The 16,461-nt window shown below is 70.0% G+C and carries 16 protein-coding genes and 2 tRNA genes; 9 read left to right on the top strand and 9 right to left on the bottom strand.

Annotated elements, in window-relative coordinates; all coding sequences use genetic code 11:
- Positions 1 to 15: 15 nt before the first annotated feature.
- The 7 genes from SSQG_RS18525 to SSQG_RS18495 form a co-directional block, all read right to left on the bottom strand.
- Positions 16 to 636 (bottom strand): response regulator transcription factor, encoded by a 621-nt coding sequence (locus tag SSQG_RS18525; protein WP_039933062.1) that lies wholly within the window; start codon positions 634 to 636, stop codon positions 16 to 18.
- Positions 633 to 1,916: a sensor histidine kinase gene (locus SSQG_RS18520; RefSeq protein WP_003991330.1), complete on the bottom strand. Its 1,284-nt coding sequence runs from the start codon at positions 1,914 to 1,916 to the stop codon at positions 633 to 635. The genes SSQG_RS18525 and SSQG_RS18520 overlap by 4 nt, the downstream gene beginning before the upstream one ends.
- Positions 1,917 to 1,940: 24 nt before the next feature.
- Positions 1,941 to 2,744 (bottom strand): ABC transporter permease, encoded by an 804-nt coding sequence (locus tag SSQG_RS18515; protein ID WP_003991329.1) that lies wholly within the window; start codon positions 2,742 to 2,744, stop codon positions 1,941 to 1,943.
- Positions 2,741 to 3,712: an ABC transporter ATP-binding protein gene (locus SSQG_RS18510; protein WP_003991328.1), complete on the bottom strand. Its 972-nt coding sequence runs from the start codon at positions 3,710 to 3,712 to the stop codon at positions 2,741 to 2,743. The genes SSQG_RS18515 and SSQG_RS18510 overlap by 4 nt, the downstream gene beginning before the upstream one ends.
- 182 nt (positions 3,713 to 3,894) lie before the next feature.
- Positions 3,895 to 3,967: transfer RNA gene (locus SSQG_RS18505), tRNA-Gly, on the bottom strand.
- Between the two features lie 82 nt (positions 3,968 to 4,049).
- Positions 4,050 to 4,121 (bottom strand) — tRNA-Gly (locus SSQG_RS18500).
- Between the two features lie 134 nt (positions 4,122 to 4,255).
- Complete coding sequence (locus SSQG_RS18495) at positions 4,256 to 4,573, bottom strand: histone-like nucleoid-structuring protein Lsr2 (protein ID WP_003991327.1); 318 nt, start codon at positions 4,571 to 4,573, stop codon at positions 4,256 to 4,258.
- Positions 4,574 to 4,841: 268 nt separating this feature from the next.
- On the opposite strand from SSQG_RS18495, the gene purS reads away from it, so the two are divergent.
- The 7 genes from purS to purM all read left to right on the top strand — a co-directional run bounded on the left by purS (position 4,842) and on the right by purM (position 12,511).
- Complete coding sequence (purS, locus tag SSQG_RS18490) at positions 4,842 to 5,105, top strand: phosphoribosylformylglycinamidine synthase subunit PurS (RefSeq protein WP_003991326.1); 264 nt, start codon at positions 4,842 to 4,844, stop codon at positions 5,103 to 5,105.
- Positions 5,102 to 5,806: a phosphoribosylformylglycinamidine synthase subunit PurQ gene (gene purQ / locus SSQG_RS18485; protein WP_003991325.1), complete on the top strand. Its 705-nt coding sequence runs from the start codon at positions 5,102 to 5,104 to the stop codon at positions 5,804 to 5,806. Before purS ends, purQ begins: the two co-directional genes overlap by 4 nt.
- Positions 5,803 to 8,061 (top strand): phosphoribosylformylglycinamidine synthase subunit PurL, encoded by a 2,259-nt coding sequence (gene purL / locus SSQG_RS18480; RefSeq protein WP_003991324.1) that lies wholly within the window; start codon positions 5,803 to 5,805, stop codon positions 8,059 to 8,061. Before purQ ends, purL begins: the two co-directional genes overlap by 4 nt.
- 125 nt (positions 8,062 to 8,186) lie before the next feature.
- Complete coding sequence (locus SSQG_RS18475) at positions 8,187 to 8,984, top strand: maleylpyruvate isomerase family mycothiol-dependent enzyme (protein WP_003991323.1); 798 nt, start codon at positions 8,187 to 8,189, stop codon at positions 8,982 to 8,984.
- A 37-nt stretch (positions 8,985 to 9,021) separates the two neighbouring features.
- Entirely contained in the window at positions 9,022 to 9,795 is a 774-nt protein-coding gene (locus SSQG_RS18470; RefSeq protein WP_039933059.1) for an META domain-containing protein, read from the top strand.
- Between the two features lie 62 nt (positions 9,796 to 9,857).
- Positions 9,858 to 11,387, top strand: a complete 1,530-nt coding sequence (gene purF / locus SSQG_RS18465) for an amidophosphoribosyltransferase (protein ID WP_039933057.1) — start codon at positions 9,858 to 9,860, stop codon at positions 11,385 to 11,387.
- 44 nt (positions 11,388 to 11,431) lie between these two features.
- On the top strand, positions 11,432 to 12,511 hold the full coding sequence (gene purM, locus SSQG_RS18460) for a phosphoribosylformylglycinamidine cyclo-ligase (RefSeq protein WP_003991320.1): 1,080 nt from the start codon (positions 11,432 to 11,434) through the stop codon (positions 12,509 to 12,511).
- A 90-nt stretch (positions 12,512 to 12,601) separates the two neighbouring features.
- Here the strand turns inward: purM and SSQG_RS18455 are convergent, their stop codons facing one another.
- Both SSQG_RS18455 and SSQG_RS18450 read right to left on the bottom strand, forming a co-directional pair.
- Positions 12,602 to 12,853: a DUF3073 domain-containing protein gene (locus SSQG_RS18455; protein WP_003991319.1), complete on the bottom strand. Its 252-nt coding sequence runs from the start codon at positions 12,851 to 12,853 to the stop codon at positions 12,602 to 12,604.
- Between the two features lie 309 nt (positions 12,854 to 13,162).
- The gene (locus SSQG_RS18450; protein WP_003991318.1) at positions 13,163 to 14,269 is read right to left on the bottom strand and encodes a Leu/Phe/Val dehydrogenase; all 1,107 of its coding nucleotides are present in this window, start codon (positions 14,267 to 14,269) and stop codon (positions 13,163 to 13,165) included.
- A gap of 251 nt (positions 14,270 to 14,520) precedes the next feature.
- Between SSQG_RS18450 and SSQG_RS18445 the strand changes: the two genes are divergently transcribed.
- Together SSQG_RS18445 and bldC are read left to right on the top strand one after the other, a co-directional pair.
- Positions 14,521 to 15,366 carry a hypothetical protein gene (locus SSQG_RS18445; protein WP_003991317.1) on the top strand — a complete coding sequence of 282 codons (846 nt, stop codon included), beginning with the start codon at positions 14,521 to 14,523 and terminating at the stop codon, positions 15,364 to 15,366.
- A gap of 596 nt (positions 15,367 to 15,962) precedes the next feature.
- Positions 15,963 to 16,169, top strand: coding sequence for a developmental transcriptional regulator BldC (gene bldC, locus SSQG_RS18440; protein WP_003949541.1), 207 nt, complete (start codon positions 15,963 to 15,965; stop codon positions 16,167 to 16,169).
- Positions 16,170 to 16,461 lie beyond the last annotated feature (292 nt).

The raw sequence follows: 16,461 nt of genomic DNA, 5'->3' as shown, positions 1-16,461 counted from the left end.
GTGGCGCGAGAACCACTATACCCAACCTCGCTCCCGTGCGAGCCGCACCGCCGCATGCCGGTTCTCCGCCCCGAGCTTCGACACCGCCGACGACAGGTAGTTCCGCACGGTCCCCTGCGACAGCGCGGCCCGCTCCGCGATCTCCGCCACGGGCGCACCGTCGGCGGCCAGTTCCAGCACCTCGGCCTCCCGCACGGTCAGCGGTGAGTCCCCTGCGGCGATCGCGTCGGCGGCCAACTCCGGGTCGACGTACCGGTTGCCCGCGTGCACCGTGCGGATGATCTCCGCGAGCCGCTGCGCGCTCACGGTCTTCGGCACGAACCCCCGCACCCCGGCCTCCAGCGCCCGCTTCAGATGTCCGGGCCGCCCGTGACTGGTGACGATGAGCACCCTGCAGGCGGGCAGTTCGACGCGCAGGGATGTGGCGACCTTCACACCGTCGGCGCCGGGCATCTGGAGATCCAGTACGGCGACGTCGGGCTTGTGCGCCCGGGCCATCGCCATGGCCTCCGGCCCGGTGGCCGCCTCGGCGACGATCATGAGGTCGTCCTCCAGCGCCAGCAGCGCGGCGAGCGCCCCACGGATGAGGTGCTCGTCGTCGGCGAGCAGCAGCCGTACGGGCTCCACGGCCGTCATGGAGTGACCTCACTCACGGATCGCACGGCGGCGGCGGACGGGACAAGGCCGGAAGGGGCAGGCACCGACGGCAGGGGAATCTCCGCCGTCAGCCGGAAGGTCCCCTTTCCCGCAGGCCCCGCCTCCAACGTCCCGTCGATCTCCGCCAGCCGCTCCCGCAGCCCGGCGAGTCCCGAGCCGGAAGATCCGGACACCCCGGCCTCAGCCTCCGGGAGCACCCCGTCGTTCTCCACGGACAACACCACCCGCTCCTCCGACACCCGCAGCCGTATCCCGCACCGTCGCGGATCCCCGTGCCGCAGCACATTCGTGGCCGCCTCCCGGACGACCCACCCGAGGGCGGACTGCACCCCGGCCGGCAGCCCCGCCGGCACCCGCCCGGTGACCGTGCAGTCGATGCCGGCCGCGGTCAGCACACCCTGCGCCCCGGCCAGTTCCGCCCCGAGGTCGACCTCGCGATAGCCGCGGACGACCTCCCGTACCTCCCGCTGCGACTCGTGCGCGAGCCGCTGCACCTCGACCATCTGCGCCACGGCTTCCGGCCGCCCCCGCTGGGCGAGCTGCACGGCCAGTTCGCTCTTGAGCGCGATCACGGCGAGGTTGCGTCCCATGACGTCGTGCAGATCCCGCCCGAACCTGAGCCGCTCCTCGGCGACGGCGAGCCGGGCCCGGGTCTCGCGGGCCTCGTCGAGTTCGTAGACGGCGTTGAGCAACCACACGGAGAAGACGGCTACGAAGGCGATGAACGTGCCGCCGAGCAGCACGATCAACGCGGTGACGAGCGCCGCGAACGGGGAGGCACCGAATGCGAAGGCCACGGCCCAGGCGCCCGCCGCGAAACCGCCCGCGATCCCGAAAGCGCGCCGCCGGTTGCGGACGCCGAGCGCGATGATGCCCGGACCGAAGATCAGGACGACGCCGAAGACACCACCCGCGGCGGCGTCGACACCCTCACCGCCCGGTCCGTGCTCGGCGATGCCGAGCGCGGCGGCGGAGATCGCGGCGGTGACGGCCGCCAGGGTGCACAGCAGTCCCACGGGCTGGGGCCTGCGGCCACGCGTCCAGTCCAGCGCCCGGGACACGGTGGCGAAGCACATCACGGCGTGCACGCCCACCATCAGCAGGACCCAGCCGCCCAGCCGTGGCCCGAGGGGAGCGAAGGACGTGACCCCGGCGGAGAGGAACTCCATCACTCCGAAGAGGTGGAACGACCACCGCGTGTATGTCTCGACCTTCTCCGGCGTGGTCTTCCGCCGCCACCACCTGCCCGGCCCGCGCATCAGCCCGACCCTCCCCCTCCGGTCTCAGCGCCGCGGTTCCCAGCGGAACCGCCGCTGTACAGCAAACACGGCGATGGCGATCCAGGCCACCGCGGTGGCGACGGCGCCCAGTGCGTCGGAGGCGGACAGGTCTCCGGTCCAGCCGCCGCGCACCAGGCTGACGACGGGCGTCAGCGGCAGCAGTTCGCAGACGGAGGCCAGCTTGTCCGGCAGCAGCTCCAGCGGGAAGAACATGCCGGAGCCCATCATCGAGACGAGCATCAGGGGCATGGGCGTGGCCTGGGCGCTCTCGCCGGTCCGGGTGAAGGCCGCGGTGGCCGCGGCGAGGGCGGCGCACAGCACCAGCCCCAACAGCACGCCGGCGACGACCAGATGGGGCGCGGACGGCGCGGACATGTCCAGCAGCGTGGTGCAGGCCGCCGTCAGCAGCAGGCACTGCCCGAGCCCGGTGAGGACGGCGGGCAGCGCGGAGCCGGCCAGGATCTCGAAGTCCCGCAGCTCACCGGTGCGCAGCCGCTTGAGGACGAGTTCCTCGCGCCGGACGACGTAGCTGCCGACGAGCACCGAGTAGACGGCGAACAGCAGGGAGAAGCCGATCGAGGCGGGCAGCACCAAGGTGCCGGTGTTCAGCCCGGCTGCGGCGAGGTCCATGTCCTTGGCCGCCGCCCGCACGCTGACCGGCATCACCAGCGGCACGAACACGGCGGCGACCAGCGCGCCCTTGGTCCGTCCGAGGAGGGTCAGTTCGGCGCGCGCCAGAGCCGTCATCCGGCTCAGCGCAGTGGTCGCCGCCGATGCCGGGCGGGCCGTCGTGTGGGTGGCGCTCATGCCGCGTACTCCTTCACGTTGCTGCCGGTGTTCCGCTCGGCGGAGACCTCCTTGGCGATCCCGAGGAACGCCTCTTCCAGGGAGGCCGACCGCACGTCCAGGCGGCGCAGTTCGACCCGGGCCTGTGCGGCCCACATCAGCAGTCCGGTGGCCGTCCGCTGCAGTTCGTGGGTGCGCAGCCGGACGATCCGGCCGTCGGTGTCGTGCCCGCCCACGCCCAGCTCGTCGAGCGGCGGAAGGTCACCGACGAAGTAGCCCTCGGGGAGCTCGAAGGTGATCCGCGACGGCTGTGCGGCGGTCACCTCGGCCGGTGTGCCGGTGGCGGCGATCCGGCCCTCGTGCATGATCGCCAGCCGGTCGGCGAGGTGCTCAGCCTCCTCCAGGTAGTGCGTGGTCAGCAGCACCGTGGTACCGCCGTCGCGCAGCGCGCTCACCAACTCCCAGGTGTCCCGGCGGCCTTCGGCGTCCAGGCCGGTGGACGGTTCGTCCAGGAAGAGCACCTCGGGGTCGCCGAGCAGGGCGAGCGCCAGGTCCAGGCGGCGCTTCTGGCCGCCGGACAGCTGCTTCACCCGGACACGGGCCTTCGACTCCAGGCCGACCAGTGCCAGCACCTCCGCCGGAGGCCGGGCCCCGCTCACGCAGCCCGCCCACATCCGTGCGGTCTCCGCGACGGTCAGCTCGGACGGAAAGCCGCCTTCCTGGAGCATCACGCCGGTGCGGGGCCGTACGAGGGCCCGCTCGGTGTACGGGTCGTGCCCGAGGACCCGCACCCGGCCGTCCGCCGGTGCCGCGAGGCCCTCCAGCAGTTCGACGGTCGACGTCTTTCCCGCGCCGTTGGTGCCCAGCAGGGCGAAGATCTCTCCGCGTCGTACGGAAAAGTCGATTCCGCGTACCGCCTCGAACCCGCCCCCGTAGACACGTCGCAGGTCAGTGACCTCAATCACGTGTTCGTGTTCGTTCGTCTCCATGCCTTCAGCGTCCCGGCCCGCCGGGGCCGGTTGCAGTGCGCGCTGTCATCACTCGGCATGACAAATGTCAGACGGACACGCGAAGACATCCGAGGGACACCCGAAGACATCCGCGGGCACTCGGGGGGCACTCGGGGGACACGAAAAGACCCCGGTCCATCAGGACCGGGGTCTGATTCCCGAGCGGACGACGAGGTTCGAACTCGCGACCTCAACCTTGGCAAGGTTGCGCTCTACCAACTGAGCTACGTCCGCATTTTGCCCCCGACCAGCTTTCACTGGCCGGTGCGCGCACCAGCCTACCTGATCCACAAGAGTGGTCGGTACGGCGGTGCAGAGCGGGTGACAGGAATCGCACACTGCGCCTTCCCCCTGGAAGGGGGATGTTCTACTACTGAACTACACCCGCATGTCTCCGTGAGCTGGGCCTTTCGACCTCGCCCCTCGGCGTGCTCCAGACTCTAACTGATCAGCAGGGGTGCTGCGCAAGTCGGTTGCCGCGAGGGGCGGGTGACCGGCCGTGGGTCCGGGCTCTCCGGACCGTCACTGCGCGGCGGTGAACGCCTCGTAGACCCTCTTGGGGATGCGCCCGCGCGCGGGGACCTCCATCTTGTTGGCCTGGGCCCAGGCCCGTACGGCCGACGGGTCGGGGGCGACCTCCGTCTGCCGGTACGCCCGGCCCGAGCGGGACCGCTTGCGGCCGGCCTCCACGTAGGGCGCGAGCGCCTTCCGCAGTTCTCCGGCGTTGACTTCGCTCAGGTCGATCTCGTACGACTTGCCGTCCAGTCCGAAGGCGATCGTTTCCGTCGCTTCCGAGCCGTCGATGTCGTCAAAGAGAGTGACCACGACCTTCTGCGCCACGAATATCGGTCCCTTCATGCGGCACTTTGCCAATTAGTTTGTACAGTGCCCGGCAATGCATTGTGAAGCCCGACTAAATCCTTCCGCGTGTCCGAACGCAATAGGTTTCGGGTGTCGAGCCGGAATCTTTCCCGGAAATTCTCGTGTGTGCCCCCGTCGATGCCGGATCGTGATGACGGTCACGTAGATTCCTACAAGTCGACGCGCGTAGAAATTTTGTGCGGGTAGTCTGAAGGAACCTGCTCAGCACCACACACCGGGAGTGCCAGTGGCACGCGTCGTAGTCGACGTCATGCTCAAGCCGGAGATCCTCGACCCCCAGGGCCAGGCGGTGCAGCGCGCACTGCCGCGGCTGGGTTTCGACGGGATCTCGGACGTCCGCCAGGGAAAGCGTTTCGAACTGGAAGTTGACGGGCCGGTCGACGAGGCCGCCCTCGCCCGCATTCACGATCTTGCGGAGTCCTTCCTCGCGAACACCGTGATCGAGGACTTCACCGTCCGGGTCGAGGAAGTCGCGGAGGCCGCGAAGTGACCGCTCGTATTGGCGTCGTCACTTTCCCCGGCAGTCTGGACGACCGCGACACGCAGCGCGCGATCCGGGTCGCGGGCGCCGAGCCGGTCGCCCTGTGGCACAAGGACAAGGACCTCAAGCAGGTCGACGCGGTGGTGCTGTGCGGTGGTTTCTCCTACGGCGACTATCTGCGCGCCGGGGCCATCGCCCGCTTCTCGCCGGTGATGGAGCCCCTGCTGGAGCAGGCGAAGGCCGGTCTGCCGGTACTCGGCATCTGCAACGGCTTCCAGATCCTCACCGAGGCCCACCTGCTGCCGGGCACGATGCTCCGCAACGACCACCTGCACTTCATCTGCCGCGACCAGAAGCTGCGCGTGGAGAACGCCGAGACCTCCTGGACCACCGACTACGCGGCCGGCCAGGAGATCTCCATCCCGCTGAAGAACAACGACGGGCAGTACGTCGCCGACGCGTACACGCTCGACAAACTGGAGGCCGAGGGCCGGGTCGCCTTCCGGTACCTCGTCCACGGCGAAGCCGCTGACGGATACGGCAACCCCAACGGCTCCCAGCGGGACATCGCCGGCGTCAGCAACGAGGCCGGCAACGTGGTCGGCCTCATGCCGCACCCCGAGCACGCCGTCGAGCCGCTGATCGGTACCGGTCGTACCGACGGTCTGCCGTTCTTCACCTCGATCCTCAAGAAGCTGGTCAACGCATGAGCCGGACGCCTCTGGACACGGTCGAGCACGCGGCCGCGACCCCCGACGTCGAGCTGCCCTGGGCCGAACTGGGCCTGAAGAAGGACGAGTACGAGCGGGTCGTGGAGATCCTCGGCCGCCGGCCCACCGGGGCCGAGCTCGCCATGTACTCGGTGATGTGGTCGGAGCACTGCTCGTACAAGAGCAGCAAGGTCCACCTGCGCCAGTTCGGTGAGAAGGCCCCCGAGTCCGACGCGATGCTCGTCGGTATCGGCGAGAACGCCGGTGTCGTCGACGTCGGCCAGGGCTACGCGGTCACCTTCAAGGTCGAGTCGCACAACCACCCGTCGTACGTCGAGCCCTACCAGGGCGCGGCCACGGGTGTGGGCGGCATCGTCCGCGACATCATCGCCATGGGTGCGCGGCCCGTCGCCGTCGTCGACCCGCTCCGCTTCGGCGCGGCCGACCACCCCGACACCAAGCGCGTGCTGCCGGGTGTCGTCGCCGGTATCGGCGGCTACGGCAACTGCCTGGGTCTGCCCAACATCGGCGGCGAGGTCGTCTTCGACGCCTGCTACCAGGGCAACCCGCTGGTCAACGCCGGTGCCATCGGCGTCATGCGGCACGAGGACATCCACCTCGCGAAGGCGTCCGGCGCGGGCAACAAGGTCATCCTGTACGGGGCCCGGACCGGCGGCGACGGCATCGGCGGCGCCTCGATCCTGGCCTCCGAGACCTTCGACGACGCCAAGCCCTCGAAGCGCCCGGCCGTCCAGGTCGGCGACCCCTTCCAGGAGAAGCTCCTCATCGAGTGCACCCTGGAGGCCTTCCAGGAGAAGCTGGTCGTCGGCATCCAGGACCTCGGCGCCGCCGGTCTGTCCTGTGCCACCTCCGAGCTCGCCTCCAATGGCTCCGGCGGCATGCGCGTCACCCTGGACGACGTCCCCCTGCGCGACTCCACGCTCTCGCCCGAGGAGATCCTCATGAGCGAGTCGCAGGAGCGCATGTGCGCGGTCGTCGAGCCGGAGAAGGTCGACCGCTTCCTGGAGATCTGCGAGAAGTGGGACGTCATCGCCACCGTCATCGGTGAGGTGACCGACGGCGACCGCCTGGAGATCTACTGGCACGGCGGCAAGATCGTCGACGTCGACCCGCGCACGGTCGCCCACGAGGGCCCGGTCTACGAGCGCCCGTACGCCCGCCCGTCCTGGCAGGACACCCTCCAGGCGGACGACGCGAACAAGCTGCCCCGCCCGGTGACCTCCGAGGAGCTGAAGGACCAGGTCCTGAAGCTGGTCGGCTCCCCGAACCAGGCCTCCAAGTCCTGGATCACCTCGCAGTACGACCACTTCGTGCAGGGCAACACCGTCCTCGCCCAGCCCGAGGACTCCGGCATGATCCGGATCGACGAGGAGTCCGGCCTCGGCGTGGCCATCGCGACGGACGGCAACGGCCGGTACGCCAAGCTCGACCCCTACCACGGCGCCCAGTTGGCCCTGGCGGAGGCGTACCGCAACGTCGCCACGACCGGCGCCAAGCCCCTCGCCGTCTCCGACTGCCTGAACTTCGGCTCGCCCGAGGACCCCGCGGTGATGTGGCAGTTCGCGGAGGCCGTGCGCGGTCTGGCGGACGCCTGCCAGCAGCTCGGCACCCCGGTGACCGGCGGCAACGTCTCGCTCTACAACCAGACGGGCGAGGCGGCCATCCACCCGACCCCGGTGGTCGCAGTCCTCGGCGTGATCGACGACGTGGCCCGCCGCACGCCCGTCGCCTTCCAGGAGGAGGGCCAGCTGCTCTACCTCCTCGGCGACACGCGTGAGGAGTTCGGTGGTTCGGCCTGGTCCCAGGTCGTCCACGACCACCTGGGCGGACTGCCGCCGCAGGTGGACCTGGAGCGTGAGCGGCTGCTGGCCGAGATCCTGATCTCCGCCTCCCGCGACGGCATGATCGACTCCGCGCACGACCTGTCCGACGGCGGTCTGATCCAGGCCGTGGTCGAGTCGGCGCTGCTCGGCGGCAAGGGCGCCCGCCTGATCGTCCCGGACGGTCTGGACGCCTTCACCTTCCTCTTCTCCGAGTCGGCGGGCCGTGCGGTCGTGGCCGTGCCGCGCTCGGAGGAGGTCCGCTTCAACGACATGTGCGGGGCGCGGGGCCTCCCGGCCACCCGTATCGGTGTCGTGGACGGTGACGCCGTGGACGTCCAGGGCGAGTTCGCGCTCTCCCTGGCCGAGCTGCGCGAGACGCACGAGGCGACGATCCCGGCGCTGCTGGCGTAGCCACCGAGGCGGTTCGACGACGAGGCCCCGCACGGTGACGTGCGGGGCCTGTTGTCGGTGCGGGGCGTCCTCCACGAGGAGACCTTCGAGAAGCCCTCCGGAGCCGCCGTCCTAGGCTGACCCCCATGCCACCGGCCAAGAAGCGCACCCGTAGTTACGACCCCGCCAAGATCCGCGCGGCCGTGCTCGCCCAGTTCGGGAACGTACGGGCCGCCGTGGCGACCCTGACGCCCGAGCAGCTCGCCCTGCCCACCCGGCTCGGCGACTGGACGGTCCGGGATCTGGTGGCGCACCTCGGGATGACACTCCGGGCGGTCTCCCGCCTGGTCGGCCTGCCGGAGCCCGCCCAGCAGGACGGCACGCTGCTCGACTGGCCCTTCGCGATCGCCGCCGAGGCACCGGACATCGCCGCGTATGCGAAGGAACTGGCCGAACGTCACCCGGACCCGGATGCCTACCTCGCCGCCACCGAGGAGCGCTTCACCGCCGACCTCGACGCGCACCCCGGCACCAGGCTGCTCGCCACCAGCGCCGGCGCGCTCCCCCTCGCCGACTACGTCGTCACCCGGACCGTCGAACTCGTCGTCCACACCGACGACCTCAACGCCGCCGTCTCCGGCCTGGACATCCGCTACGACCGTCAGGCCCTGGCCGCGTGCACCCGGCTGCTCGCCGACGCGCTGGCCGCGAAGGCGCCCGGCGGCTCCACCGAGGTGCGGGTGCCGCCGTACGCGGTGGTGCAGTGCGTGGCGGGGCCGAGACACACCCGCGGCACCCCGCCCAACGTCGTCGAGACGGACCCGCTCACCTGGATCCGGCTGGCGACCGGGAGGGTGACCTGGCAGCAGGCGCTCCAGGACGCCGCGGTCAGCGCGAGCGGCGAGCGCGCGGACCTGTCGGCCTACCTGCCGCTGATGACATAAGGGGAACCGATCCCCCCGGGTGCCCCGTCGAAGTGGCATGGACAGGCAGAAGCAGCGCATCACCCTGACGGCCGCCGCCATGCTCGTCCCGCTCGTGGCGGCCTGCGGCAGTGAGAAGGCGGACGGCGGCAGCGCCTCGGTCGGTGCCGGGAAGCCGGTGACCGGCGTGCGGTGGAACGTGGACAGCGTCACCGCCGACGGCAGGACCCAGAAGGCCCCGACCGGCGCCCACATGACCATCGACAAGGGCCGGGCCGAGGGCAGTTTCGGCTGCAACAACTTCGGCGCCGAGGCCACCGTCGACGGCGACCGCGTCCGGCTCAGCAAGACCAGGGCCACGGAGATGGCCTGCGAGAACAAGCCCATGGAGTTCGAGGCGACCCTCGCGCGCACGCTCTCCGACCAGGAGTTCAGGGCCCGGGTGGCCGGTGACCGCCTCACCCTCACCACCGAACGCGGCGACACCGTCCGCCTGACCAAGGCCGGGGACACCCCGCTGAGCGGCACCAGGTGGACCGTCACGACCCCGCGCACCGACGGCCGCGCCCACCTCACCTTCGACGCGAAGAAGGGCACCGTCTCCGGCAGCCTCGGCTGCAACAAGGTGAACGCCCAGGCCACCGTGCGCGACGGGGACATCACCCTGGGCCCCCCGGCCACGACCCGAATGATGTGCGAAGACTCACTCATGGCCGACGAGAAGACCCTGCTGCGTCTTTTCGACGGGAAGCTGAAGTACGAAGTCGATCACCACACCCTCACGCTGACCAGCCAAAACGGCACGAGCGTGCGAGCCGTCGCCGAGCAGTGAGCCACGAAAAGTCCGGAATCCCCAATTCGGACCAGTGGTCGACCTCGCCTACACTCGGTGGCGTGCCACGTGGTGACGGACGACTCAACCACGACCTGCTCCCCGGTGAGAAGGGCCCCCAGGACGCTTGTGGCGTCTTCGGTGTCTGGGCTCCGGGCGAAGAGGTCGCCAAGCTCACGTACTTCGGGCTCTACGCCCTCCAGCATCGAGGCCAGGAATCCGCGGGAATCGCGGTCAGCAACGGCTCACAGATCCTCGTCTTCAAGGACATGGGCCTGGTCTCCCAGGTCTTCGACGAGACCTCCCTCGGTTCGCTCCAGGGTCACATCGCGGTCGGTCACGCCCGCTACTCGACCACCGGCGCGTCCGTATGGGAGAACGCCCAGCCGACGTTCCGTGCCACCGGGCACGGCTCCATCGCGCTCGGCCACAACGGCAACCTCGTCAACACCGCCCAGCTCGCCGAGATGGTCGCCGACCTGCCCAAGCAGGAGGGCGGCCGGACGCCGCGCGTGGCGGCCACCAACGACACCGACCTGCTGACCGCCCTCCTCGCGGCCCAGACCGACGAGGACGGCAAGCCGCTGACCATCGAAGAGGCCGCTCACACGGTCCTCCCGCAGGTCAAGGGCGCCTTCTCGCTGGTCTTCATGGACGAGCACACCCTGTACGCGGCCCGCGACCCGCAGGGCATCCGCCCGCTGGTCCTCGGCCGGCTGGAGCGCGGCTGGGTCGTCGCCTCCGAGTCCGCGGCCCTCGACATCTGCGGCGCCAGCTTCGTCCGGGAGATCGAGCCGGGCGAGTTCGTCGCCATCGACGAGAACGGTCTGCGCAGCTCCCGATTCGCGGACGCGAAGCCCAAGGGCTGTGTCTTCGAGTACGTGTACCTGGCCCGCCCGGACACCGACATCGCCGGCCGGAACGTCTACCTCTCCCGCGTGGAGATGGGCCGCCGCCTGGCGAAGGAGGCCCCGGCCGAGGCCGACCTGGTCATAGCGACCCCGGAATCGGGCACCCCGGCCGCCATCGGCTACGCGGAGGCCTCCGGCATCCCCTTCGGCGCCGGCCTGGTGAAGAACGCCTACGTCGGCCGTACGTTCATCCAGCCCTCGCAGACGATCCGCCAGCTGGGCATCCGCCTGAAGCTGAACCCGCTGAAGGAAGTCATCAAGGGCAAGCGCCTGGTCGTCGTCGACGACTCGATCGTGCGCGGCAACACCCAGCGGGCCCTGGTCCGCATGCTTCGCGAGGCGGGCGCCGCCGAGGTCCACATCCGGATCTCATCGCCGCCCGTGAAGTGGCCCTGCTTCTTCGGCATCGACTTCGCCACCCGCGCCGAGCTCATCGCCAACGGCATGACCGTCGACGAGATCGGCACCTCGATGGGCGCCGACTCCCTGGCGTACATCTCCATCGACGGCATGATCGAGGCGACCACCATCGCCAAGCCGAACCTCTGCCGCGCCTGCTTCGACGGCGAGTACCCGATGGACCTCCCGGACCCCGAGCTGCTCGGCAAGCAGCTCCTCGAGACCGAGCTGGCCGCCGGCCCGGCCGCCACGGCCGCCGCCGACGCGATCCGCCGCCCGTAGTCAGCCCGTATCACCTGCCGTACGACACGAAAGCTCTCACAGCCATGTCTGAGAACCCCAGTGCCGAGGGCGGCGCCAGCTACGCAGCCGCGGGCGTCGACATCGAAGCCGGCGACCGCGCCGTCGAGCTGATGAAGGAGTGGGTCAAGAAGGCCCAGCGCCCCGAGGTCCTCGGCGGCCTCGGCGGCTTCGCCGGACTCTTCGACGCCTCCGCCCTGAAGAACTACGAGCGGCCCCTGCTCGCCTCCGCCACGGACGGAGTCGGCACCAAGGTCGACATCGCCCGGCAGATGGGCGTCTACGACTCCATCGGCCACGACCTGGTCGCCATGGTCATGGACGACATCGTGGTGTGCGGCGCCGAGCCGCTGTTCATGACCGACTACATCTGCGTCGGCAAGGTCCACCCCGAGCGGGTCGCCGCCATCGTCAAGGGCATCGCGGAAGGCTGTGTGCTGGCCGGCTGCGCCCTGGTCGGCGGTGAGACGGCCGAGCACCCGGGCCTGCTGGGCGAGGACGACTTCGACGTCGCCGGCGCCGGTACGGGCGTCGTGGAGGCCGACCGGCTGCTCGGCGCGGATCGTATCCGGACGGGTGACGCGGTGATCGCCATGGCGTCCTCCGGTCTTCACTCGAACGGGTACTCCCTCGTCCGGCACGTCCTGCTGAACCAGGCCGGTCTCGCCCTGGACACCCACATCGACGAGCTCGGCCGCAGCCTCGGCGAGGAGCTGCTGGAGCCCACCAAGATCTACTCGCTGGACTGCCTGGCCCTGATGCGCACCACCGAGGTGCACGCCTTCAGCCACGTCACCGGCGGCGGGCTCGCGGCCAACCTGGCCCGGGTCATCCCCGACGAGCTGCACGCGATCGTCGACCGCTCCACCTGGACCCCGGGGCCGATCTTCGACCTCGTCGGGCGGACGGGCGACGTCGAGCGCCTGGAGCTGGAGAAGACCCTGAACATGGGCGTCGGCATGATCGCGATCGTGCCGCAGGAGTCCGTGGACGTGGCCCTGGCGACCCTGGCCGACCGCGGCGTGGACGCCTGGGTGGCCGGAGAGATCACGGACCGGGGCGAGCACACCACCGGTGCCGCCCTGATCGGTGACTACGCGAACTGAGGTGACTGAGCCCGCGGGGTCGTAACCCTGCGGGCAGCACAGAACCCGGTCGGTGACCGGAGTCACCGACCGGGTTGATGCAGTGCAGGGTCAAGCGCCGCGACGGTGTTGTGAGGACTGGTCGTCCTCGTCCTCGTCGTCGTCCTCATAGAGGTCGGCGTACCGTGCGTACAGGTCCTCGTCCTGATCATCGTCTTCGAACGGCTCGCCGTTAGGCGGCTGCGGATTCGAAGGCGATGCACCCAGCTCCTCGGCCAGGCGTGAGAGGTCAGTCCCACCGCTGTTGTACTTCAGCTGGCGGGCGACCTTCGTCTGCTTGGCCTTGGCCCGGCCGCGCCCCATGGCTCGACCCCCTCAACGACGGGGCTCGACGGCCCCAGAGTCTTGACACGCGTTCATGGTCCGGCACGGACTCTCCGCGGAGAGACCGGTCCGTAGGGCTTCCACGGTACCTGAGCCCGCGCCCATACGGTACGTCGCCCGCATGACGTGCCCGTGCCCAGGACCTTCGAGGCGCCCCGTCCTCGCTGGTCAACCGCGATTTTAACCACTTATCGGCGGTCGACCCGCCGGTAGAAGTGAGAGTTCTCTCTAACTGCCCACCGACGGGTACCGGCCAAACGTGCGCGGGCCCCGCGGATGCGATCCGTGTCAGCGCGCCCGGCGCGCCCTCGCGGCGTCGTGCATCCGCTGCTCGGCGATCCGGTCGGCCGCGGCGGCCGGCGGAATGCCGTCTTCCTTCGCACGTGCGAATATGGCCAGCGTGGTGTCGAAGATCTTCGCCGCCTTCGCCTTGCACCGCTCGAAGTCGAAGCCGTGCAGCTCGTCGGCGACCTGGATGACACCGCCGGCGTTCACCACGTAGTCGGGCGCGTAGAGGATCCCGCGGTCGGCGAGGTCCTTCTCGACGCCCGGGTGGGCGAGCTGGTTGTTGGCGGCGCCGCAGACCACCTTGGCGGTCAGCGCGGGCACCGTGTCGTCGTTCAGGGCGCCGCCGAGTGCGCACGGGGCGTAGATGTCGAGGCCCTCGGCGCGGATCAGGGTGGCCGTGTCGGCGACGGCCGTGACGCCCGTGGGGTGGGCCGCGAGGATCCGGCCCACGGCCTCCTCGCGCACGTCCGTGATGACGACCTCGGCGCCCTCCGCCCGCAGGTGCTCCACCAGGTGGTGGCCGACCTTGCCGACGCCGGCGATGCCGACCCGCTTGGCCCGCAGCGAGGGGTCGCCCCACAGGTGCTGGGCGGAGGCCCGCATGCCCTGGTAGACGCCGTAGGCGGTGAGGACGGAGGAGTCACCGGCGCCGCCGTTCTCGGGGGAGCGCCCGGTGGTCCAGCGGCACTCGCGGGCCACGACGTCCATGTCGGCGACGTACGTGCCGACGTCGCAGGCGGTGACGTACCGGCCGCCGAGCGAGGCCACGAACCGGCCGTAGGCGAGGAGCAGCTCCTCGCTCTTGACCGTGTCCGGGTCGCCGATGATCACGGCCTTGCCGCCACCGTGGTCGAGACCGGCCATGGCGTTCTTGTACGACATCCCGCGTGCGAGGTTCAGCGCGTCGGCGACGGCCTCCGCCTCGTTCGCGTACGGGTAGAAGCGCGTACCGCCGAGCGCGGGGCCCAGCGCGGTGGAGTGGAGGGCGATGACGGCCTTGAGGCCGCTCGCGCGGTCCTGGCAGAGCACGACTTGCTCATGACCCCCCTGGTCCGAGTGGAACAGGGTGTGCAGTACATCAGCAGGCGCGCCGGTTACGTCGGTCACTGTGGTGACTCCTGAGTAGGTGCGGCGGGTGAGACGAGCTCCCGTGGGGGTCCCCCCGCGCTTTTGGCTGTGGGGGAGGGTGGCGGGAACTGTTGAGCATGAGATTAGGGCCTGGCCGCCCCGCCGGCCGCACAGTGCTCAGGATCACCTCCTTCCGGAGTACACCCGTGCGACGATTTGCATAGATTTCCCGCGCGTTTGTGAGTGGGTTCCGCAGGTTTTCCCGTCGGAGCGCGGGGGAGGGAGCAGGCGTGCCCAAGGTGTCCTCGGTGATCGTCCCCTACGCGACCTACCTGCGCGTGTACGAACCGCTGGCCGCCTTCCCCGAGCCGGAGCGCAGCCAGTGGGACCGTTACGCCCGCCGTCCGGACCGTCCCTCGTACCAGGACGAACTCCGCAGCGCCCTCGCCGCCTTGGCACCCACCCCGCCGGTCCCGGTGCCGGTGCACGAGAGCGAGGACGCCTTCGTGCTCGAGGTCGACGGTGTCGTCTGCGTCTGCCCCTGGCGCACCCGGCTGCGCGGCTGGCTGGCCCTGGACGAGCTCTCCGAGGAGCTCCCGCCGCCGGTCATGGACGCGGTTCTGCCGCCCGTCCTGCGCAACCAGGCCGCCCAGGACTACGAGCGCTGGCTGGCGATCAACCCGGACGCCCGGCCGTGGATCCGTACGGCGACCTGGCAGGTGCCGATCAACTGGTTCGTGCTCGTCTCCGACGAGGAGCGTGAGTACGACAAGGGCGACAGCGCGGACAGCCCGCCGGTGCTGCGCTACCGCACGCCCATGGTCCAGGCCCGGCGGCGCGTGGCCCGGGGCCTGCGGGCCCTGAAGGAGGCCATGGACGAGGGGCCGCTGATCGACGGCCTGGTGGACGTCGGGCGCTGGCTGGAGGAGTTCCACCCGCGCTCGCTCGTGGAGCTGGACTACGGCGGCCTCGTGCACGCCCTGCCGGCCGGGGCGCTGGAGGAGGACCATTCGGCGGCGGACGTGGCCGAGGGCATCGCCGCGCTGCGCAGGGGCGACGGGACGGCGGCGGGGGCGGCGTACGCCCGGCTCGTGGAGCGGTGGCGTTCCGTACGGGATCTTCGCTCGGCGAACTGACCTCTGACCTTCGGCTCCTACGGAACGCTCCCGGTCGGTCACGAACTGACGTTTGACGTACCGCCCGTTTTGGGGTTTCGTCCTCGCACCGATGTTCCTGAAGAGCGCTCTCTGTTCGCTGAGGCCTCGTCAACATCGGACGTAGGTCCCGATCCGGGCGTACCTCTCAAGTAGGCCAAGCGTGACGGACTACACGTACGCGGCCCTTGCGCCCCTTGCCCCCCCTCATGCCAAAATAGGACAAGGAGTCCGGGGGGCTCCTTCCGTCCCGTTGCGTAGCAGTGTGGGCGGAATCTCAGCATTGCACGCTTTGGGGGGACTGGTGCCTCCTGATCGCCCTGTGACTGATCGTCACAGCGGCGTGACTGTCCGCTATGGCATGGTCCATCGGCTTCCGTCGCTGATGAACACCTGGGAGGGCAATTCCATCGGTTTGGCCGACGCGGCTGGACAGATGGTGTAGTTGTAGTGCCGAGGACAAGCCGTTCGTCCTATAACCGACTCGACTCGCGTCCGCCATTTCGGGCAACGCGGGTCAAGGTGCAGAATTTAGAGGAAAGAACCGAGAAGGTTCGGTTCTCCCGAGGAGGCCGCTCATGACCGCTCGCACCCCTGATGCCGAGCCGCTGCTGACCCCGGCTGAGGTCGCCACCATGTTCCGCGTCGACCCCAAGACGGTCACGCGGTGGGCGAAGGCCGGCAAGCTCACGTCGATCCGCACGCTCGGCGGGCATCGCCGCTACCGCGAGGCAGAGGTCCGCGCTCTGCTCGCGGGCATTCCGCAGCAGCGCAGCGAAGCCTGAACAACTGAATAACCGGGCAAACCGGCTGGTTCCCCCAACTGGCCGAGGTGTCCGGCACCACAGCTCCAAGCGACGCGGGTCCTGCCCCAACAGGCCCCACGCCCACGCAAGTCAGAGCTACTCAGACACATAACAGGGTGCGTCGTCGGTCGCGCTGGACTCCGCCGGGTCCAGCGCGATCTTTTTTGTGCGCCGACCGTGTGCCTGCCGGGTCGTGCTGTGAGCGGCCTTGTCGGAGTCTGGGGGAGGGTGTCGGATCCCCTATGGGCGGCACCGCAGGTGAGGGTGCAAT

The organism is Streptomyces viridochromogenes DSM 40736 (genome assembly GCF_000158955.1).
GTDB classification, from domain to species: domain Bacteria; phylum Actinomycetota; class Actinomycetes; order Streptomycetales; family Streptomycetaceae; genus Streptomyces; species Streptomyces venetus.
This window is presented reverse-complemented; position numbering and strand designations above follow the sequence as displayed.